We start from the raw sequence: 19,333 nt of genomic DNA on the forward strand, positions 1-19,333 counted from the left end.
GTCCCTGTTCGGTTTAGAAACTATATTTTGCGGCAAATTCAAAGCGATCGAGCTGGCCCTTGGCGCCGCTCACGATTTCGCGCTCACCGTGGCGATATTCGATGCCAAGGTCGATGCTCTTGACCGGCGACCAGAAAAGGTTGGCGGCCGCGCTCCACGCCTTGTCGTTGAACCCCGACAGGGTCGCGAGCGGGATCGAACCCGCATAGTCGACATTCTGGTAGCTACCCATCAGGTTGACCCGGAGCTGCGGCGCCACGGCAAGGCGTACCGCCGCGAGCGCGGCGAACTCGCGAACATCGGCAAGGGTGCCGGTCGCCGGGTCGAACACCGAATCGGGCGCGAAGTTCAGGCCGACATAGCGGCCGGCATTGCTGCCATAGGTCGCCATGAAGCGGATATCGCTGCCCTTGTCGGCGGCGAGATAGATTTTGCCCGCGGCGCTGACACCCCAGCCGAAATTCTTTGCCGAGACGCCGGCATTGGCGACTCGCACTTCGCGCGCGAGGCCCGCGAGCGACAATTCGCCAAGCTTGCCTGCATAGGCGATCCGCGCCGCGAAGTCGGGGATGCTGTCGTCGCCGTTTTCGACCAGCGCCGGGGCGCCGAGGGTGGCGGTTCCCGACTCCGCATTTTCAATCGATGCATGGAGCGTCACGCCGCCGCCGAGCGGCGCCGAATAGCGGACGAGCGGTTGGCGGACGAACACCGTGCCTTCGGTCGCGCCGACGAAATCGGTGCTTTCGGGCAGCGCGCCGACATATTGGAAGGTCGACCAGTCCTGCCCGAAGGTGAATTTGTCGACCTGGATATAGGCGCGGCGCAGTGCCAGATTATAGCCGTTGGTGGTGCGCTGCGACCCTTGCGTGCCGGGCGAGGTCTGAAAGTCGGTTTCGACATAGCCCTTCACGGCATGGCCCGCGACATCGGTCGACAGGTTGAGCCACAGCCGCGATTGTTTGGCGCTGAAATCCTGCACGCGGGCGGCCGGACCGGATCCGACCGGGATCGATTGCGGCAGATAGAAATCACGGCCGAGCGAGTTGGTCGCCACTTCGCCTTCGCTGAACCGGCTGTTCGTGGCGTTAAGCTTGATGAAGCCGCCGATCTTGATCGTCGTTGCGCCCGAACGGAAACCGTCGGCGGGCGCCGCTTGCACTGCCTGCGGCTGCAGCGCCGCGACCTTCGTAGCCGCGGCGTCGCTCTTCGCGGCAGCTTCTTGCGCGACGGCGGCGGTCGCTGCCTGATCGCTGCGCGCGCTCGCAAGATCGGCGCGCAGGCTCTGCATTTCGGCCTCGAGCTTCGCCAGCCGGGCCTCGAGCTCGGCTTCGCGCGGCGTCGATTGGGCAAAGGCCGTCCCCGGCGCGACGAGCGCGGTGGCGGCCAGCAAGAGATGGAGGGGTGTTGTAATTCGCCTTTTCATCCGACGTCTCCCTGTTCCCGATGTTTGCCTCGGGATCGGGGCAGAGTGCGGCGCGCGCCATCGCGGCGCCATCCTGACGATGGTCGTAGACCTACGACCTTTGTCTAACAGCGCGGCGAGCGATGTTTGCGCTAGGCAGACCGGCAAAAGTCCACGCGGACCAAAAGGAGCAAGCGATGGGAGAGACGATTTATCCGGTGCCGTCCGCCTGGGCGGCCGATGCGCTGGTCAATGACGCCAGCTATCATGCGATGTATCGGCAATCGGTCGAGCAGCCCGATGCCTTCTGGCGCGATCAGGCGAAGTGCATCGACTGGATGCGGCCCTTTACCCGCGTCAAGGAGACGAGCTTCGACGAAGGCGATTTCGGCATCGCCTGGTTCTCCGACGGCACGCTCAATCTTTCGGCCAATGCGCTCGATCGCCATCTCGCCGAACGCGGCGACGCGATCGCGATCCTGTGGGAACCCGACGATCCGGCCGATGCGCACCGCGCGATCAGCTATCGCGAGCTGCACGCGGACGTCTGCCGCTTCGCTAATTTGCTCAAAGCGCAGGGGGTGCAGCGCGGCGAACGCGTGACCATCTATCTGCCGATGGTGCCCGAGGCTGCGGTGGCAATGCTCGCCTGCACGCGGATCGGCGCGATCCATTCGATCGTCTTTGCCGGCTTTTCGCCCGATGCGCTCGCCGGGCGCATCACCGACTGCGACAGCCGCATCGTCCTGACCGCCGACGAAGGGCTGCGCGGCGGCAAGCATGTGCCGCTCAAGGCCAATGTCGACGAAGCGCTGGCCCATTGCCCCGGCGTCGAGCGCGTCATCATGGTACGGCGTACCGGCGCCGATGTTTCGATGGTGGAGGGCCGCGACATCGACTGGCACATGGCGGTCGCGGCGCAGAGCGACGATTGTCCGGCCGAGGAAATGAACGCCGAAGATCCGCTGTTCATCCTCTATACCTCGGGGTCAACGGGCAAGCCCAAGGGCGTGCTGCACACCACCGGCGGCTATGCGGTGTGGGCGGCGGTCACGCACCGATATGTCTTCGATTACCGGCCGGGGCAGATATATTGGTGCGCCGCCGACATCGGCTGGGTCACCGGGCATAGCTATGTCGTCTATGGTCCGCTGATGAACGGCGCCACGACGGTGATGTTCGAAGGGGTGCCCAATTTCCCCGATCCGTCGCGTTTCTGGCAAATCGTCGACAAGTTCGGGGTCGAAATCTTCTATGGCGCACCGACCGCGCTGCGCGCTCTGATGCGCGAAGGCGACGATTGGGTGACGAAAACCAGCCGCAAGACGCTGCGCCTGCTCGGCAGCGTGGGCGAGCCGATCAATCCCGAGGCTTGGGAATGGTATCACAAGGTCGTCGGCGAAGGACGCTGTCCGATCGTCGATACCTGGTGGCAAACCGAAACCGGCGGCGTGATGATCAGCCCGCTTCCCGGCGCCACCGCGCTCAAGCCCGGTTCGGCGACACGGCCCTTTTTTGGCGTTCAGCCGGCGCTGGTCGACAATGACGGCGTCGTTATCGAAGGGGCCGGTGACGGCTGCCTTGTCATCACCGACAGTTGGCCGGGGCAGATGCGCACCGTCTGGGGCGACCATGCGCGCTTTTTCCAGACCTATTTCACGACCTTCAAGGGCCGCTATTTCACCGGCGACGGCTGCCGCCGCGATGCCGACGGCTATTACTGGATCACCGGCCGTATCGACGATGTCATCAACGTGTCGGGCCACCGTATGGGCACTGCCGAGATCGAAAGCGCGCTCGTCGCGCACCCCAAGGTCGCCGAAGCAGCGGTCGTCGGCATGCCGCATGACATCAAGGGGCAGGGCATCTATGCTTTCGTCACCACGAACGCCGAGGTCGAACCCGACGAGGCGCTGCGCAAGGAGCTGGTCCAATGGGTGCGCCACGAAATCGGTCCGATCGCAACGCCCGACGTCATCCAGTTCGCGCCATCGCTGCCGAAGACGCGGTCTGGCAAGATCATGCGGCGTATCCTGCGAAAGATCGGGGAGAATGACGTGAGCAATCTGGGCGACACATCGACCCTCGCCGACCCGACGGTGGTCGATCATCTGCTCGCGCACCGGCCTTTGCTGGCGGAGGCGTGACAGGCACCGTCCTCGTCGCGGACGACCATCCGCTTTTCCGCCAGGCGCTGCGCCTGGCGGTCGAGAAAATATTGCCCGAGGCGTCGATTGCGGAGGCTGGAACGCTCGCCACGGCGGTCGCCGCGGCTACCGCCGCGCCCGATCTCCGGCTGATCTTGCTTGATCTCAAAATGCCCGGCGCCACCGGCTATTCGGGGATTGCGCTGCTCCACGCCGAATGTCCGGGCGTGCCGATCCTCGTCGTATCGAGCGCCGAAGGCGCTGCGGCCGCCGATGAAGCGCGGGCGTTCGGCGCGATCGGATTTTTGCACAAGGGCAGCGACCTTGGCGCGATCGAGGCGGCGGTTGCGGCAGCGATCGGCCGCCGGCCGGCGCCGCGTTCCCCCGCGCCGGATTCGGCCACCGAGGAAATTCGCGAAACCGTTGCCAGCCTGACCCCGACCCAGCTCAAGGTTCTGCTCGCCGTACTCGACGGCCAGCTCAACAAGCAGATCGCGCATAATCTGGGAATCAGCGAGGCGACGGTGAAGGCGCATATGACTGCAATCATGCGCAAGCTCGACGTTCGCAACCGCACCCAGGCGGCACTCGTCGCGCGGTCACTCGGGCTCGATCTCGCGCACTGACAGCGCCGTCAGAAAATCCTCGATCGCGCCCGCCGCGACGGGTTTTGCAAGGATCGTCACCCCCAGTTCGGCCGCGCGGGCGCGCATGGCGGCGCCATTCTCCGCCGTCACCAGAAGCGCCGGCAGACCGGGGTGCCGCATCCGCAACTGCGCGATCAGGTCGAGCCCGTTGGCGCCGTCATCCAGCTGATAATCGACGAGTGCTGCATCGAAACGTCCCGGCGCTGCGAGAGCATCGCCGGGCCCGCGCGCGCCGACCGCATCGTGACCCATGCGCGCGAGCAGGGCGAGGCTCGCCTCGACGATGCGCTCGTCATTGTCGACCGCCAGAATACGCAGCGACTGCGGCGCCCGGTCTTCCGTCGCTGCGATTTTCGGGGACGCGGTCGGCGCTTCGCCGGTCTCGGCGACCGGCAGATAGAGGCTGAAGCGGCTGCCGCGTCCCGGCGCCGATCGCACTTCGATCCGCCCGCCGAGCAGCCGCACGATGCGGCGCACGAGGGCAAGGCCGAGCCCCAGGCCCTCGACCTCGACCTCGCCGAGCCGCACGAATTCGGAAAATATGTCCTCGATCTGCGCATCGGCAATACCGACGCCGGTGTCGATGACGTCGATCCGCCAATCGCCGCCGCGCCGCCGCACCCCGATAAGGACGCCGCCGCGCGCGGTGTAGCGCACCGCATTGCCGATGAAATTCTGCATCACCGACCGGAGCAGCCCGGCATCGCTTTCGACGGTACCCGGCATCGCGCCGATGCGCAGTCGGAGGCCCTTGGCTTCCGCCATCGGACGGAAGGTTTCGGCAAGATCGCCCAGAAACGGCGCAAGCGCGATAGCGGCGGGTTCGGGCGTCACCCCGCCCGCGTCGAGCCGGCTGATATCGAGCAGCGAGCGCAGCAGGTCTTCCGCCGCCACCAGCGCGCTTTCGACGCGGCCGATCAGGTCGTGCTGCGCCGCGCTCGCATCGCGTCCGAGCGCGGCGGTAAACAGCCGCGCGGCATGGAGCGGCTGCAACAGATCGTGGCTCGCGGCCGCAAGAAAGCGTGTCTTGTCCTGATCGGTCCGCGCGAGGCGGCGGTTGGCATCGCTGAGCTCGCGCGTGCGATCGGTGACCCGCTGTTCGAGCTCCTCTAGCGTGCGGCGCAATTCCTCGCGCATCCTGGCTTCTTCGCTGATGTCGGTGAAGGACATGACATAGCCGCCGCCGGGCATCGATCCGCCGACGATCTTGATGACGCGGCCGTCGTTGCGGTGCCGTTCGACGCTGTGTTCCTGCCCGCGGCGCAGATGTTCGAGCCGTTTCTCGACATGATGCGCAACATCGCCCGGTCCGAAATCGCCCTGTTCGGCGTTGTGCCGGATGAGATCGGCGACGGGTACGCCGACGCGAACGAGGCCGGGAGGATAGTTGAACAGTTCCAGATAGCGGCTGTTCCACGCGACGAGGTTGAGGTCGGCATCGACGACGCTGATTCCGGCGCCGACATTTTCGAAGGTCGCGGCGAGCAGCCGGCGCGAAAAGCGCAGGCTCTGCCCCCCTTCGTCGAGCAGCCGCGTGACTTCGTGGAAGCTGAGCTGGCCGCCCGCGAGCGCAGAGGCGACGAGCGCCCGTGCCGAAGAGGCACCCACGACCTGCGCGATCAGTTCGCGGGCGCGCTGTGCCGCCTGCCGGTCCACCGGATGGCTGCGGTCGGCGCCCGGAAAGGCCTTGCCCGCCTGTTCCTCACCGACGAAGCTTCCGGTGAGCTGCGCAAGATCGGCGAGGTTGGTGATCGGTCGCTGCGCGCGGACGAAGCGCGGCAGCGGCGGCGTCTGCACCTTGCGCGCGGCAATCGCGGCATAGACGATCAGATTGGCGCCGACGCTCCAGATGACGCCGTGCGAGAGCGGCGCGGCGCCGCCAATCCCGAGCAGGCGCAGCGGATTGATAACGGTCCCTGCCAGCGCGTCGAGCCACGCGGTCGGGACGACCGGCGGCAGCGCGAGCGTGTAGAGCCAGAGCGCCAAGCCCACCGAAAGGCTGGCGCGTGCCGCGAGTGAATCGCGCCCCTTGCCGGTTGCCGCGAGGATGAGATGCGGGGTGAACTGCGCCATGGCGGCAAAGGCGATGAGGCCGATGGAGGCGAGCGAATCCTGCGCCGAAACGAGCAGCGCCCAAACGAGTCCCATTGTCAGGATCGCAAGGATCGACAGCCGCCGGATCGTCAGCATCCGCCGCCCGATCGCCCCCGATTCGGTCGTCGCCGGCCCGCGCATCAGGGTCGGGAAGACGAGGTCGTTCGATACCATCGTCGCCAGCGCGGTCGAATCGACGATTGCCATCGACGCCGCCGCGCTGACCCCGCCGAGCAGCGCCGCAGCGAGGACGAAGCCGAAGCCCTCGGCCGCGGGCAGTTCGAGTACATAGACGTCAGGGGCGATCGCCGGGCCGAGCACGGTCAACCCCGCGAGTGCGATCGGCAGGACGACGAGCGCCATCGTGCCGAGATAGGCAGCAAGGCCGAAGCGCGCGCGCACGAGATCGTCGGGCTGGCGCGCTTCGACCAGTCCCATGTAGAATTGCCGCGGCAAGGACAGGATGGCGGGCATCGCGATCAGGAAGATGATCGCGACATTGAGCGTCAGCCCTTGCGGCTCGAACCGCGATTGCAGCGCCGAAAAGCCCTCGATCACGCGTTGCGGCGGGGTGGCGGCGAGTACGGCCACCGCCACGCCCGCGACCGCGACGAGCGCAAGCAGCTTGATCGCCGATTCAAGGCCGATCGCGTAGAGCAGCCCTTCGCTGCGGCCCGCGAGTTCGAACCGCCGCGCCCCGAACAGGATCGCGAACAGCGCCAGCAGCGGTGCCGCAACCAGCATCGCCTGCGCCGCGACATCGGCGCCCGACACGATGCTGAGCGCGGCGCCGATAGAGCGAAGCTGCAACGCGATATAGGGAATGGTGCCGAGCAGCGCGATCACCGTCACCAGCCGCGCCACGACGACATCGTGGCCGAAGCGCGCGGCGATGAAGTCCGATACGGTCGTTGCTTGCTCCTCGTGAACCGCCTCCGACAGGCGACGCAGAAAGCGCGGCGCGGCGAGCAGCAGCAGCATCGGCGCCGCATAGATGGGCAAATAGCTCCACCCGTCGCGAACCGCGCTGCCGACCGCACCATAGAAGGTCCAACTCGTGCAATAGACGCCGAGCGCCAGCGTATAGGCACGGTGACGCAGGGCGGGACGCCGCGCGAGCGCCGCACCGCGCGTCTCGACGAGCGCCGCAATGACGAACAACAGCAGGATCATGGCCAGCGCGAGCAGCGCCGCGGACTGCAAACTCATCGTCGGCTCCTGCCTCGGGCAATCCGGGGGATCGTATAGCGGGGCGTGGGCGTAGCAAGCGCCATTGTCGGCGAGGTCGCGCGGCGATCCCGATGAGGCGCTGCACCGGTCGAAAGGTTCGCCAATTGCGGACGCGGCGCTTTTCGGGGCACCCGATGTCGTGCCCTAAGGCTGGTGTCTGCGCGTCGCCGCATCGGTTGCGGGACGCGGCGGCAGCTTGATCATCGTCTGCTGCGCCATGGTGCTGTTGGCGATGATGATTTCGCGGCCGTCGTCGGTCTTCAGCAGAGTGAAGCCGAGCGAGATATCTTCGACCGTCCCGATGTCGCACTCATCCTTCGTCGGTGCCGCGACTTGCAACCGGTCGCCGCGCCGGAACGGCTTGTAGAGGACAAGGCTGACCCCGGCGACGAGATTGCCCAGCGTCTGTTGCGCGGCGAAGCCGATAATCACCGACATCAGCCCGACACCCGCGAGCAGCGCCGAACTCAGGCGATTGAGGGCGGGGATGATATGCGCAAAAAGCGTCGCGAGGATCAGCCATATCGCGAGGATTGCGAGCCGGCTGAGGAATTGCAGCGTGATCTCGTCGATACGCTCGGACTTGTCGTGAACCAGCGCATCCCGGAGCAGGCGGCGCACCAGCCCCGAGCCGATCAGCCCTGCAAAGAGGAAAATCACGCCGAGGATCAGTGCGCCCGACAGCGTGGCCGGGTCGAACAGGCGCAGAAGCGGTCCGATCGCGGCCGTCACGAGCCCGCCCATGCTCGCGCGCCACGGCGAATTGCGGCCATGCCGCTGTCTGTCGTCATTCTATCCTCCCCGCAGGTCGACAAGCCTGACCCACCGGACAAATCCTACGCCTTATCGCCGCGTCGGCAAGGGCCTAACCCGTGGGCTTCCGATGATGAAACGTCCCGTGGCAGCGGAAGGGCGCGCGGGCCGGGCATCGATCTCGCCAGCCTGTGTCCGCTTTTGCATCGCCGTCTCGTCTAACGGATTGTCGGATCGCTGCGCATGCCTTGTGCCGCCGGTCCGACAAGAGGACGGGATGGGAGGAAGACGATGCAGAACTGGGTAAGGCCGGGTTATTGGACCGCATTGGCATTGGTTGCCGCGCTTGGTTCGGCGCCCGAATGCCGCGCACAATTCGCCGCAGCGAGCGAGCCACCAGAAGATGAATCGGCGCAGGCGAGCTCTCCGAACGGGCCGGTGGCGGCGCCGCGCCGGGCAAGTGGCGTCCCCACCGTCGCGGCACAGCCGACTACGATATTGCAAGGCTCCAATCGTGCTGCGCGCGCGGGGATCGGGCAGACGCCAGAGTTTTCCGCGGACTTGGACGCAGGCGACAGCGACCGGGACGCTGCGGCCTTGGGCAACGGGTCGGGTCGGGCTTTGCGGGGCGCCGGCGGACAGCGCAGCGGGGCCGCGGGCGCCCCCCAATCCCGTCTTGGCGGCACCGGCGCGGCGTCGGCCGCCGATGTCGAGCGTGGCTATGATCGTGCGGTCGTCATGCCCGATAATGGCAATGGCGGGCCCACCGGCAGCGTTGGCCTCAATTCTGCCGGCGACGGCAATTTGGGGGCCAGTGCCGGTTTGCTCAATTCGGTGGCGGGGCTGGGCGGCAACAGCAACGGCGGCGGCGGTGGCAACTCGGCGCAGGGCGGTAGCAATTCGGGCAGCACCGGGATCGAGGGCGCGCTCAACTCGTTCGGCGGCGCTAGCGGCGGTCGGTCCGACAATGCCAATGGCAACGGCAACCGGCGCTCGAACGGTGGTCCCGCCGAAAACGGAAATGCAGGCGGCGGCCGCGACACCACCGGAGGGTCGGCGAGGAATCTTCCCGCGCGGGGCAATTCGGCGGGTTCGGGATCGGACAGGTCGGTCGATCGAAACCAGAATGAGACGCCCGCAAACAACTCGGGGCGCGAAGCCCCGAACAGCCAGAAGGACAGGTCGGGAGCCGATGGCGAAGATCGTTCGGCGCGCAACGACAGCAATGCCAACGACAATGGCGGATCGGATCGGAGCAATCGGGACGCGCCCCCGGAAGGCAATTCGGATGGCGCGGCCAAGGCGGGCGCCCCCGATCGCCCCGAAGAAGAAGGCTGGTCGGCAGGCAGCGACCCGGTGGGTCAGGCGGCGGCGCGGCGGCGCTTCGGCGATCTGGGCGCGGCTGCGGCGGGGCGTGATTTGCTGGGTGAGAAACGCGACGCGGAAGCGGTCGATGCGGAGGAAGGCCTGCGCCGGATCGGCGACCGGGTCGACCCGCTGACCGGCGCCGTGGGCATCGAGGCGCCCGTCGCCGGCGGCGTTTCGCCGCTGCTGCGCGCGGTCGTCGAAACCGCAAAGAAAAGGAAGCAGAAGAAATGAAATATCTTGGAACAATGATTGTCGCGATTGCGCTCGCCGCGCCCGTTGCCGCGCAAACAGGTCCAGCGACCGACCTGTTCGCCTTTTCGCAAGGGGCGCGGCTGGTGCAGGTTCCGGACGACGCCGAATTTACGGCGATGGACAGCAGCCCGCTCAACCTGATCGACGGATCGGCGACGACCGACTGGACGGGCGAAGCGGGGCGGCTCGCCGTGTTCGTGCTCGAACTGGCGGAGCGAACCGAATTGTCGCGCATCGCCTTTGACACCGCCTTCCTCAATCGCGACGAAAAGTCGCCGCGTGCGATCCGCGTCGAACTGTCCGACACATCGGCGCGCAGCGGCTTCGTGCCGATCCTGGCCGCCGATCTGAAGATGAAGAAGGATGGTCAGAGCTTCGGCTTCGACCCCGAACATCGCCCCGTCGGCCGCTGGGTGCGGCTGACGATCGCGAGCAATTATGGCGATGATTATACCGGCTTCACCGGCTTTCACGGCTATGGCCGTCCGCTCACCGCAACGGCAACATTGCCTGATGTCACCGGACGCTATGAAGGATGGAGCGGCTGGGGGACGCTCAACCTGACGCAGAGCGGCAATACGGTAACCGGCTGTTACGAATATCAGGCGGGGCGCGTCACCGGCCGGGTCGACGGCCGGGTGTTGACGCTCGACATGGTGGAGACAGGCCCCGACGGCGCGCCGCGGCGGCTGCGCGGTTATTTCGGGCTGACCCCCGACGGTGGCAAGCTGATCGGCTTCGCGCGCGGCCTCACCGAGTCGGACCGCCTTGGCTATGCGACCTATATGAGCGCGGACCGGCGGGCGAACCGCCCCGGCGCGTGCCGCTGACATCATTTGCGAACGAAAGGATTTGGGGATGAGCAGAACGATCATGCTGGCTGCCGTCGCGGCGTCGCTGACGCTTGCAGGATGTGGCGGCGAAGCGGCGGACAAGGGCGATGGTGCGGGTACGGCTTCGTCGGCCGCGGCGAAGAGCGGGACGGCACCGCCGCGCGACTGGAATGCCGCCGACGCCTGCGCCGTGGTCGACAAGGCAGCAATGTCGGCGATCCTCGGACAGGCGGTCACCGAAACGCGGCTCGGCAATGTCAGCCAAAGCGACGGCGCGACCGCGGTCACCTCCGAATGCAGCTATCAGCTTGCCGATGGCGGTTCGGCCACCCTGATGCTGCGCTGGTCGCCGATCGGCGACAATAGCGAAGGATCGATCAACCTGACCCGAAATGGCCTGGAGCAGACGCTCAAGGGTTTCGGCGGTCATGTCGAGACGATCGACGGGCTCGGCAAGGCGGCCTTTTGGGCTGGGATGACCAAATCGCTCAATGTCTTCATCGGCGAGGATAAATTCGCGATCATCACGGTACCGGCCAGCGAAGCGTCCAGGGAACAGGCCGTGGCGCTCGCACGCAAACTTGGTGCTTGACGACCACCGCGCGGCGGTGCTGCTTCGTACCGAGGCGCGATGATGCGTCGGGGGAGGGGCGATATGGTGCGGCAGCCGAGCCGGTCCGAATGGAGCCATATTCAGGCGCTGTTCGCCGAATTGATCGATCTCGACCCCACGGCGCAGGAGCACCGGCTGGCGGCGGAGGACGACTTCATTGGCGGGCAGTTGCGGGCGTTGCTCGCTGCGTCGCGCCATTCGGGGATATTGGACGGCGCGGCGCCGTCGTCGTTCGACACCGCCCCGCGCCGTGCGTACAGCTCGCTTTCCGAAGGCGCCGTCATCGGCGGCTTCACCATCGACCGCCTGATCGGGCGCGGCGGGATGGGCGAGGTCTATGCCGCGCATCGCAGCGACAAGATGTTCGACCAGCAGGTGGCGATCAAGCTGCTACGTCCCGAATCGGTTGCGCACAGCGAGTTGTTCGACCGCGAACGCCGCCTGCTCGCCGGGCTTGAGCATCCGGGGATTGCGCGGCTGATCGACGGCGGTGTCGCCCCCGACGGGCGGCCCTATATGGCGATGGAGTATGTGACCGGCGAGCCGATCGACGCCTGGTGCCGGACCCATGACGCCGATCTGGCGACGCGATTGCGGCTGTTCTGCGACGTCTGCGAGGCGGTGGCCTATGCGCACGGACACCTGATCGTCCACCGTGACCTCAAGCCGTCGAACATATTGGTCGACGGCGACGGCCGCGCGCGGCTGCTCGATTTCGGCATTGCGCGCCTTGTGGAGATCGAAGGCGAGAGCGAGGCGCAAACCACGATCGCGCTGATGACCCCCGATTATGCAGCGCCCGAACAGCTCGGCAATGCCGCGCCAACCGTCGCGACCGACGTCTACGCGCTGGGTGTCTTGTTGTTCGAACTGCTCACCGGTCGCGGTCCGTGGCGCGAGCCGGGATCGGCGCTGCCGTCGGTGATCCGGCGTATCCTGAACGACGATCCGCCCCTGCCCAGCGCGCTCGTGCCGCCCGGCTATCCCTTCGGGCGGCGCGAGGTGGCGGGCGATCTCGACGCGATCGTGCTCAAGGCGATGCGCCGCGCGCCGCAGGATCGCTATCGCGGCGTCGGCGATCTGGTCGACGATGTCCGGAGCCATATGGCGCTGCGCCCCGTCGCGGCGCGCTCGGGTTCGGCGGGCTATACGGTCGGGCGCTACCTGCGCCGGCACCGCGTCGCGACGGCGGCGGCAGCCGCCGCGCTCCTTGCCATTGTGGCAGGCGGCGGTGCGGCGGCGTGGCAGGCCCGCCAGACGGCGATTGAGCGCGACGTCGCCTTGGCGGAAGCGCGGCGATCGGAATCGATCAACCGCATGCTGACCGTCATGTTCCGCGACACCGCCAGCAGCGCGGTGGGCGAAGAGGCAACGGTCAAACAGATGCTCGATCAGACGGCGGCGCAGCTTGTCGCATCGGTCGACAGGAGCGCCAAATCGGCAACGCTGATTACGACGCTCGCCGATCTGTACGTCAATCTGGAGGACGCGGCGGGCGCCGACGCGCTGCTCAGTCAGGCGCTTGCGCGCGGGATCGGCGCGGGCGATCCGGTTGCGACCGCAGAGATCAAGCTTCGCCTCGCCTCGACCTCTGCCGCCATGGGGCGGACCGACGACATGCCGCCGCTACTCGATTCGGCCGATGCCGTCTTTGCTGCCGACCCGGCGCGTTTCCGCAAGGAACGGCTCGAAAGCATGAGCGGCCGGGCGCAGCTCGCCCGGCGCAAGGGCGATTACGACACGGCGATCCGGTTGCTGCAATCGAGCCTTCCCGACGCCGACCGCGTCTATGCCGAGGATCATCGCGAACTGCTGACCCGATACAACAACCTGCTCGTCTATATGGTCGAGGCGAACCGGCTCGATGCGATGCCCGCGGTCTTTGCCGCCGCCGACGCGGCGCTGGCGCGGACGGGGCAACAGGGCAGTGCACAGGGCCTGGCGATCGAGCAATTGAAGGGTGTGCGGCTGATGAAGCTCGACCGGCTGGCCGAGGCCGAGCGCCTGTTCCGCGGCGTCGCCGACCGGCGCCGCGCGGTGTTCGGCAAATCGGCGGCGTTGGCGGTCGATCTGTTGCAACTGGGGCGCGCCGAACTGGCGCTGGGGAAATTCGCCGCGGCGCGCGATGTTCTTGGCGAAGCGCGGCCGATGGCGGTCGACAATCTTGGCCCCGATGCGGTGCCGACGCTCGTCATCACGCTGGGGCTTGCCGAAGCTCTGGCCGAGGCGGGCGACACCGAACGGGCCGAAGCGCTGATTGGCGAAGCCGCGCCGCGGATCGCCGCCATGGGGCCGGTCGGCCTGCCGCAGGGCATTGCGGCGCGGACGCGGGCGATCATCCGTCTGAAACAGGGGCGGATCGCCGAGGCGCGGCGCGAGGCCGACGCATCGGAACAGATATTCCGGACGCTCGGTGCGCCGGGCGAATCCTACCTCAAATCCTTCGCCGCGTTGCGCCGGCGCTTGACCAGCTAGCCCGCGTCCATTTCCTTGTGCACCCAGGCGCGCGCCTGGAGCCACCAGCGGCGCACCGTCCGGTCGCTGACGCCCAGGACCTTTGCCGTCTCCTCCTCGGTCATGCCGGCGAAAAAGCGGCAGTCGATCAGTTGCGCGAGATTGGGGTCGAGGCACGCGAGCCGTTGCAACGCCTCACCCAGTCGCACGACATCCTCGTCCTCGGGCGCCGCCGCGGCGAGCGAATCGAGGCTTTCGGTAAAGGCATAGTCGGGAGCGGCACGCTTCGCCGTCATGCGGGCGCGCGCGGCGTCGATCAGGATGTGGCGGATCGCGGTCGCCGCGCAGCCGAGGAAGTGGCGTTCGCTTTCCCAGTCGTTGCGCTTGCTGAGTTTCAGATAGGCTTCCGAAACCAGCGCCGTCGTTTGCAGTGTCTGTCCGCCGCCCGCGCGATAATGTTCGCGGCGCGCGATGATCTTGAGCTCGTCATACAGCGTGGCGATGAGCGCGTCGGCGTCGCCGTCGATGCTGCCCGCACGACCCGGTTTATCGTTGATCGCCCATCTCCCCGCATGACGCGCCATGTAGCACGCACCCTAGATGCCTGATTTATTTGCGGTCGGCGAGATAATTTCCGCTTTTTCGGAGGCGAAGCCTGTCCGGATCGGGCGACCATTATCGTCTTTCCAAATGCTGCACCCGCGGCGCCGCGTTCGGCGGCGTCGACGAGGTGACCGCAAACAAGGCGCCACCAAAGGTCGTCGCGAGGGGTCGCCCGGAAACCGATCGGCATTGCGCCGATCCATAAGGAAAGATCGATATGAAACGCATGATCACCCTCATTGGCGCGACCGCGCCCCTTGCGATCCTTGCTGCCGTCGGCGCCGCGCCGAACGCCTATGCACAGGCGACCGTCCCGTGCGTTCAGAACGCTGGCGCCGATGGCATTCTCGGCACGCCCGACGACCCCGAAAATACGCTGGAGTGCGGGCTTGGCGCCGAAGCTTCGGCGCCGGGCGCCACCGCTTATGGAAGCGGGGCCAAGGCGACGGCCAACGAAGCCATGGCGGTCGGCTTCATCGCCGCTGCCGAAGAAACGCGCTCGACCGCCGTCGGCACGGGCAGCAGCGCGACCGCGGACCAGTCGGTTGCGCTGGGCTGGGGATCGGTCGCGGACCGCGGCGCGACCGTATCGGTCGGCAACGCCGGCCTCCAGCGCCAGATCACCAATGTCGCGGCAGGGACGCTGGTGTCCGACGCCGTCAATGTGGGGCAATTGAACACCGCCATGGGTGCCGCGGCGCTGACCGCGATCGCCAACTCGGCGGTGCGCAGCGGCACCAGCGGCGATAGCAGCCTGCAAAGCGACGGCAGCACCGCAAGCGGCAATGGCGCCGTCGCGCTGGGACAGGGACAGACTGCCACCGGCAACGGCGCCGTCGCGATCGGCGATCCGAATGTCGCGACCGGGAGCGGCGCCGTGGCGATCGGCGCCGACAATCAGGCGATCGGCGACGGCGCTGTCGCCTTGGGCAACGCCTCCAACGCCTTTGGCTTGTCGGCCATCGCCATCGGCAACAATGCGAATGCGCTGTCCGATGGCAGCATCGCCATCGGTCGTGACACGATCGCGTCGCCGGCATCGGTGGCGATCGGCGCCAACGCCGCGGCAGGCGGGCAAAATGCGACGGCGGTCGGTCGCGACAGCCTTGCCAGCGGCCTTGCAAGCGCCGCTTTCGGCCAGGGCGCGGCCGCCGGGGGCGATTTCTCGACTGCCACGGGCTATGGCGCGCGCGCAATCAAGGAGGGTGACACGGCGACGGGGTCCGGGGCTTTCGCCAATGGCGGCTATTCGGTCGCCTTGGGCGTGAACAGTCAGACCACCGCCCTCGGTGCGACGGCACTGGGCGTGAACTCGAAAGCCTCGGGTGCAGACTCGGTTGCGATCGGCTCCAGTTCGGTCGCCGATGAAGCCAACACCGTGTCGGTCGGCTCGGCGGGCTTTCAGCGGCGTATCGTGAACGTCGCCGCGGGCACCGCGGCGACCGATGCGGCAAATGTCGGTCAGGTCCAAACGGTCGCGACCGCCGCTGCGGCGGCGCAGACCACCGCCGATGCCGCCGTGTCGCAGAATATGGTGCAGGACAGCCAGATTGCGGCGATTCAGACGGTGAACAATGTGCAGGACAATCGGCTGATGTCGCTGGAAAGCATGGCCGGAACCGCGCTTCCCGCGCTCCAGTCGCTGGCCGCGGCGCACAGTGCACAGATCAGCGACCTCTATGCGATCACCGACCGCGACCGCCGCGACGCACAGCGCGGAACCGCCGCCGCCGTTGCGCTTGTCCCCGCGCCGATGCCGTCCGAACCGGGCAAGACAAGCTACACCTTCAACCTCGCCACCTTCCGCGGCGAACAGGCGGTGGGCGCGTCGATCGCGCACCGGTTCGGTACCGACAACCCCTTCGCCTTCACGGCAGGCGTGTCCTATGCAGGCAGCCGCAATACGGCGGCCCGAGTCGGCATCGCCGGCGAATTCTAGCTTGGCACGGGCGGGAGGGGGCGGTCCGAAGCGCGCACCCTCCTGCCGCCTCGTCTGCGCTGGGCCCCGACCCTAAAAGGCGATGCCCTGGCGGGACAGCGTTGCCAGCTTTTGCTTCACGAAGGCGGGGTTGGGCGACGCGACGATCGTGCCGTCGGCGAACAGCGCCGTCGGTTTCGATCCCCCGAACATGCCGCTCAACGTCTCGAAATAGCGACGGTCGTAGCGACAGCTTCGCGAAGCCCGCGGCGGGAGGGCGCCGGTGCCGATGGCGCGCCGCCAGGTCGCGGCACGATCGGGACTGCACCAGATGTCGGGCAGGAAGGGTTTGTTCGCGGTTCCGATCGTGCTGGGTATGATGGCATAGCGCGTCCCGGCGGCGGCAAGGGCGGCCTCCAGCTTCTTCGAAAAGGGGCAGTCATAGGCGGACAGAAGCAGCATGCGGAGCGGGCCGTTTCCGCCCTGCTGGATCAGATCCGAATAGCGGATCTGGTCGCGCCAGCGCAGCACCAGTGCGCCCCATTCGGCCCCCGAAAGCGGCGCCCCCGTGTCGCCGTGCTGCGCGCCGAGCTTGCCGTTGTTGAAGCTGTATTCGCCATCGCGCGTCACCAGTATCGGCGCGGTTTCGCGCGGCGAATAGGGGATGGGGCGATCGATCTGATATAATCCCGCAAAGGGTGTCGCGACAAAGCGTTCATTATACAGGCGCTGCAGCGTTTCGATGTCGGCGCGCTGCGTCGCGGCGGACGATGCAGTTTGCGCGGCCGCCGGCGCGGCCGCGGTCAGCATGGCGCAAAGGCCGGCGAGGGTCAGGACGGCAATTTGGCGCATAAGGATCATCCCTGCGAATAGCGGAAATGGGGAGGGCAGGCGGGATATTGGCGCTTGCTGTTGCGCACGGGCTGGAAGCCGGGGATGCAGCGGCTCATGTTCGGCATGAGAGCGGCGTTGTAGCGGCCGTCCGACTGGAACACCCAGAAGTTGAGGAAATGATCGCTCGGCGGATTGAAAAACAGATAGTTACGGATCGTCTTTGCGTCGCCATAGGACTGCCCCGGCGCCAGCGTGATACTCCCATGATCGCTGACGCGCCCCGCATAGCCATCGGTCTGGCTGACCAGCACGACGCTGACTTCGCGTCCGCATTTGTTGACGAACCGGAAGTAGACGAGTTTCTGGTCGGGGCTCTTGTGCCCCGGCTTGGCGATCGTCTGGTGACTCCATTCGACACAGCCGCTCGTCTGGCCGCCGCTTTCGAGCGTCGCCGCAACGCCCGATTGCTGCGCCGATGCCGGTTCCGCAACCATAAGCAGCAGCGCGCCGAAGGCGATGCAAAGGCCGCGGCTCATGGCTGCACCGTCACGGTTTCGCGAGCGATCCGGCTATATTCGGAAGGCTCCAGATCGAACCCGACAACCTCGGCCTCGATCGTGCCGCCGTTGCCGCTGGGTCGCGAAGCGACGAGGCGGGCCCGGATGACGAGGCCGAGATTGCCGAGCCAGCTGTCGGCCTTGAGCGCCGCAGCCTTGTCGGCGGACATTTTCCATACGCGCGCCTTGTCCGCGTTGCGGAACTTGAGCGCGATCTGCATCGCGCCGTCGCGGAAGGGATAGAAGGCGTCGGGCGCGAAGGCACCTAGCGGGATGCCGCCGAGGCCGGGGTCATAGTCTTTCGGATCGGCGCGGGTGCGCAGGGTGACGCAGCGGACGTCCTTGATCGCATTCCACTGCGTATCGACCTGCGCGTTCGCGCGCTTCCATGCTTCCTCGGCACCGAGGCCCCGGTCGAGGCCGGACAATGCCTCGTCCGCCCATTTTTCGCGCGGCGGGGCAAGGCCGGTCATCGCATAATAGATGATCGCCCAGTCGCGATCGGTGAGGTCGTCGGTGTAGCTGTCGCATTTTGCCGGCGGTGCGGCGGCAGGTTGGGCGGGCTGGGCAGCAGCGGTCACCGGCTGGCTGGAAGCCGAAGTCGCGGTGCCTGCATCCGTGCCGCCCGCGGCCTGCTTGTCGCCGCACCCGCTTGTGGTGAGCGTGATGCAAAGCGCCGCGGCCGATGTCAGAAATATCCGGCGCATCAGAATTTGCCTCCCTGGTTGGCGCCGGCATCGGCGGCTTGCGACGCGCGATAGGCATCGCGCTCTTGCGGGAAGCGGTTGACCTCATAATCGTAATAGGCGGCGGCATCGATCATCGCGACACGAACGGCCTGCGCCAATTGCGGATTGCCATAGGCCGGCTCGATCATCGCGACGATGGTCAGGCCGCAGTCGGGGCGCCAGTTCATCTGCGTCCCGTAGATCGATATGCCGGAGCTGCATTCGCGCAGCTTTTCGCGGTCGAATTCGGGTAGCGGCTTGCCATCGGGGCCGCGCAGCCAGAACATCTCGCCGCGATCGCCGGTGAGCGATGGTTTGCCATATTTCTGTTCAAGCGCCGCCTGCTGCGAAGCGATCGTCGGCTCGCCGCCCTTTTGGAAGGGCTGGGTCAGCCACAATGCATAAAGCTTCTCCTGCCCCGGCATACCGTCGGCATAAAGGCTCCATTCGGCATCGACCTGTTCCAGCCGGTTGCGTGGGTCATAGTTCAGCACGTCGGTCGAGTTCCACCGCGCCTTGTGCTGGCCCGTGGCGACGCGCACGAAGCTGCGGATCTTGAGGCCGGCTTGATCGCGCGACAGTTGCGGACCGTCCCCTTCGAGGAGGATGCTGTCCGCCTCCTTGCCGTCCGGGCATTGGGCGAAGCGGACTGCGGTATCGAGCGGGATGCCGAGCCGGAGTCCGCGCAGATCGTCGACCGCGCTTCCTTCGGGACGCGGGGGTATCATGGTGCCACCGCAATCGACCTCGATCTTCTTGCCATAATAGGTCATCGCACCCGACGGACCTTCGCCCGCGGCGAGGTCGCGCGTTTCAGACGGCTTGGGATCGCCGCCCCCGCAGCCAGCGAGCGACAAAGCGGCGGCGGCAACCAGAAATTTCGTGGCATGGGGCATCGTG

General features: G+C 66.8%; 15 protein-coding genes. 7 read left to right on the forward strand and 8 right to left on the reverse strand.

The features are described from left to right. Positions 1 to 13: 13 nt before the first annotated feature. Complete coding sequence (locus ATE59_RS07470) at positions 14 to 1,423, reverse strand: DcaP family trimeric outer membrane transporter (RefSeq protein ID WP_058811924.1); 1,410 nt, start codon at positions 1,421 to 1,423, stop codon at positions 14 to 16. 176 nt (positions 1,424 to 1,599) lie between these two features. Here ATE59_RS07470 and acs point away from each other — a divergent pair, with 176 nt between their 5' ends. After that, a complete protein-coding gene (acs, locus tag ATE59_RS07475) occupies positions 1,600 to 3,549 on the forward strand; it encodes an acetate--CoA ligase (protein ID WP_058812138.1) in 1,950 nt (649 codons plus the stop codon). Beyond that, positions 3,546 to 4,175, forward strand: a complete 630-nt coding sequence (locus tag ATE59_RS07480) for a response regulator transcription factor (RefSeq protein ID WP_058811925.1) — start codon at positions 3,546 to 3,548, stop codon at positions 4,173 to 4,175. Before acs ends, ATE59_RS07480 begins: the two co-directional genes overlap by 4 nt. Here ATE59_RS07480 and ATE59_RS07485 read toward each other — a convergent pair. Together ATE59_RS07485 and ATE59_RS07490 are read right to left on the reverse strand one after the other, a co-directional pair. Continuing rightward, positions 4,149 to 7,499, reverse strand: a complete 3,351-nt coding sequence (locus tag ATE59_RS07485; RefSeq protein WP_058811926.1) for a hybrid sensor histidine kinase/response regulator — start codon at positions 7,497 to 7,499, stop codon at positions 4,149 to 4,151. The genes ATE59_RS07480 and ATE59_RS07485 overlap by 27 nt on opposite strands. 165 nt (positions 7,500 to 7,664) lie before the next feature. Further along, positions 7,665 to 8,264 (reverse strand): mechanosensitive ion channel domain-containing protein, encoded by a 600-nt coding sequence (locus ATE59_RS07490; protein ID WP_003039612.1) that lies wholly within the window; start codon positions 8,262 to 8,264, stop codon positions 7,665 to 7,667. A 570-nt stretch (positions 8,265 to 8,834) separates the two neighbouring features. Between ATE59_RS07490 and ATE59_RS07495 the strand changes: the two genes are divergently transcribed. From ATE59_RS07495 to ATE59_RS07510, 4 genes are all read left to right on the forward strand, one after another. After that, the gene (locus tag ATE59_RS07495; RefSeq protein WP_058811927.1) at positions 8,835 to 9,872 is read left to right on the forward strand and encodes a hypothetical protein; all 1,038 of its coding nucleotides are present in this window, start codon (positions 8,835 to 8,837) and stop codon (positions 9,870 to 9,872) included. Next, positions 9,869 to 10,723 carry a hypothetical protein gene (locus ATE59_RS07500; protein WP_156416735.1) on the forward strand — a complete coding sequence of 285 codons (855 nt, stop codon included), beginning with the start codon at positions 9,869 to 9,871 and terminating at the stop codon, positions 10,721 to 10,723. Before ATE59_RS07495 ends, ATE59_RS07500 begins: the two co-directional genes overlap by 4 nt. Before the next feature lie 28 nt (positions 10,724 to 10,751). Further along, positions 10,752 to 11,318 (forward strand): hypothetical protein, encoded by a 567-nt coding sequence (locus ATE59_RS07505; protein WP_058811929.1) that lies wholly within the window; start codon positions 10,752 to 10,754, stop codon positions 11,316 to 11,318. A gap of 63 nt (positions 11,319 to 11,381) precedes the next feature. Beyond that, the gene (locus ATE59_RS07510; RefSeq protein WP_058811930.1) at positions 11,382 to 13,814 is read left to right on the forward strand and encodes a serine/threonine-protein kinase; all 2,433 of its coding nucleotides are present in this window, start codon (positions 11,382 to 11,384) and stop codon (positions 13,812 to 13,814) included. Here the strand turns inward: ATE59_RS07510 and ATE59_RS07515 are convergent. Further along, positions 13,811 to 14,377, reverse strand: coding sequence for an ECF-type sigma factor (locus ATE59_RS07515; RefSeq protein WP_058811931.1), 567 nt, complete (start codon positions 14,375 to 14,377; stop codon positions 13,811 to 13,813). The genes ATE59_RS07510 and ATE59_RS07515 overlap by 4 nt on opposite strands. Before the next feature lie 245 nt (positions 14,378 to 14,622). Here ATE59_RS07515 and ATE59_RS07520 point away from each other — a divergent pair, with 245 nt between their 5' ends. Continuing rightward, positions 14,623 to 16,335 carry a YadA-like family protein gene (locus ATE59_RS07520; RefSeq protein ID WP_197409145.1) on the forward strand — a complete coding sequence of 571 codons (1,713 nt, stop codon included), beginning with the start codon at positions 14,623 to 14,625 and terminating at the stop codon, positions 16,333 to 16,335. 72 nt (positions 16,336 to 16,407) lie between these two features. On the opposite strand, the gene ATE59_RS07525 is transcribed toward ATE59_RS07520, so the two are convergent. From ATE59_RS07525 to ATE59_RS07540, 4 genes are read right to left on the reverse strand one after another with little or no spacing between them, the layout of a single operon-like run. Further along, positions 16,408 to 17,166: a hypothetical protein gene (locus tag ATE59_RS07525; RefSeq protein ID WP_156416736.1), complete on the reverse strand. Its 759-nt coding sequence runs from the start codon at positions 17,164 to 17,166 to the stop codon at positions 16,408 to 16,410. Positions 17,167 to 17,171: 5 nt separating this feature from the next. Beyond that, positions 17,172 to 17,684 (reverse strand): hypothetical protein, encoded by a 513-nt coding sequence (locus ATE59_RS07530; RefSeq protein WP_058811934.1) that lies wholly within the window; start codon positions 17,682 to 17,684, stop codon positions 17,172 to 17,174. After that, on the reverse strand, positions 17,681 to 18,412 hold the full coding sequence (locus ATE59_RS07535; protein WP_058811935.1) for a hypothetical protein: 732 nt from the start codon (positions 18,410 to 18,412) through the stop codon (positions 17,681 to 17,683). The genes ATE59_RS07530 and ATE59_RS07535 overlap by 4 nt, the downstream gene beginning before the upstream one ends. After that, positions 18,412 to 19,329, reverse strand: a complete 918-nt coding sequence (locus ATE59_RS07540) for a hypothetical protein (protein WP_058811936.1) — start codon at positions 19,327 to 19,329, stop codon at positions 18,412 to 18,414. Before ATE59_RS07540 ends, ATE59_RS07535 begins: the two co-directional genes overlap by 1 nt. Positions 19,330 to 19,333 lie beyond the last annotated feature (4 nt).

The organism is Sphingopyxis sp. A083 (assembly GCF_001468495.1).
Taxonomy (GTDB): Bacteria; Pseudomonadota; Alphaproteobacteria; order Sphingomonadales; family Sphingomonadaceae; genus Sphingopyxis; species Sphingopyxis terrae.

What these genes read in the sequence shown, in the direction of transcription:
- ATE59_RS07540 (WP_058811936.1), bottom strand. Translation starts at nt 19,329, where the DNA reads ATGCCCCATGCCACGAAATTTCTGGTTGCCGCCGCCGCTTTGTCGCTC.
- ATE59_RS07510 (WP_058811930.1), top strand. Translation starts at nt 11,382, where the DNA reads ATGGTGCGGCAGCCGAGCCGGTCCGAATGGAGCCATATTCAGGCGCTG.
- ATE59_RS07505 (WP_058811929.1), top strand. Translation starts at nt 10,752, where the DNA reads ATGAGCAGAACGATCATGCTGGCTGCCGTCGCGGCGTCGCTGACGCTT.
- ATE59_RS07470 (WP_058811924.1), bottom strand. Translation starts at nt 1,423, where the DNA reads ATGAAAAGGCGAATTACAACACCCCTCCATCTCTTGCTGGCCGCCACC.
- acs (WP_058812138.1), top strand. Translation starts at nt 1,600, where the DNA reads ATGGGAGAGACGATTTATCCGGTGCCGTCCGCCTGGGCGGCCGATGCG.
- ATE59_RS07490 (WP_003039612.1), bottom strand. Translation starts at nt 8,264, where the DNA reads ATGGGCGGGCTCGTGACGGCCGCGATCGGACCGCTTCTGCGCCTGTTC.
- ATE59_RS07525 (WP_156416736.1), bottom strand. Translation starts at nt 17,166, where the DNA reads ATGCGCCAAATTGCCGTCCTGACCCTCGCCGGCCTTTGCGCCATGCTG.
- ATE59_RS07500 (WP_156416735.1), top strand. Translation starts at nt 9,869, where the DNA reads ATGAAATATCTTGGAACAATGATTGTCGCGATTGCGCTCGCCGCGCCC.
- ATE59_RS07530 (WP_058811934.1), bottom strand. Translation starts at nt 17,684, where the DNA reads ATGAGCCGCGGCCTTTGCATCGCCTTCGGCGCGCTGCTGCTTATGGTT.
- ATE59_RS07485 (WP_058811926.1), bottom strand. Translation starts at nt 7,499, where the DNA reads ATGAGTTTGCAGTCCGCGGCGCTGCTCGCGCTGGCCATGATCCTGCTG.
- ATE59_RS07535 (WP_058811935.1), bottom strand. Translation starts at nt 18,412, where the DNA reads ATGCGCCGGATATTTCTGACATCGGCCGCGGCGCTTTGCATCACGCTC.
- ATE59_RS07515 (WP_058811931.1), bottom strand. Translation starts at nt 14,377, where the DNA reads ATGGCGCGTCATGCGGGGAGATGGGCGATCAACGATAAACCGGGTCGT.
- ATE59_RS07520 (WP_197409145.1), top strand. Translation starts at nt 14,623, where the DNA reads ATGATCACCCTCATTGGCGCGACCGCGCCCCTTGCGATCCTTGCTGCC.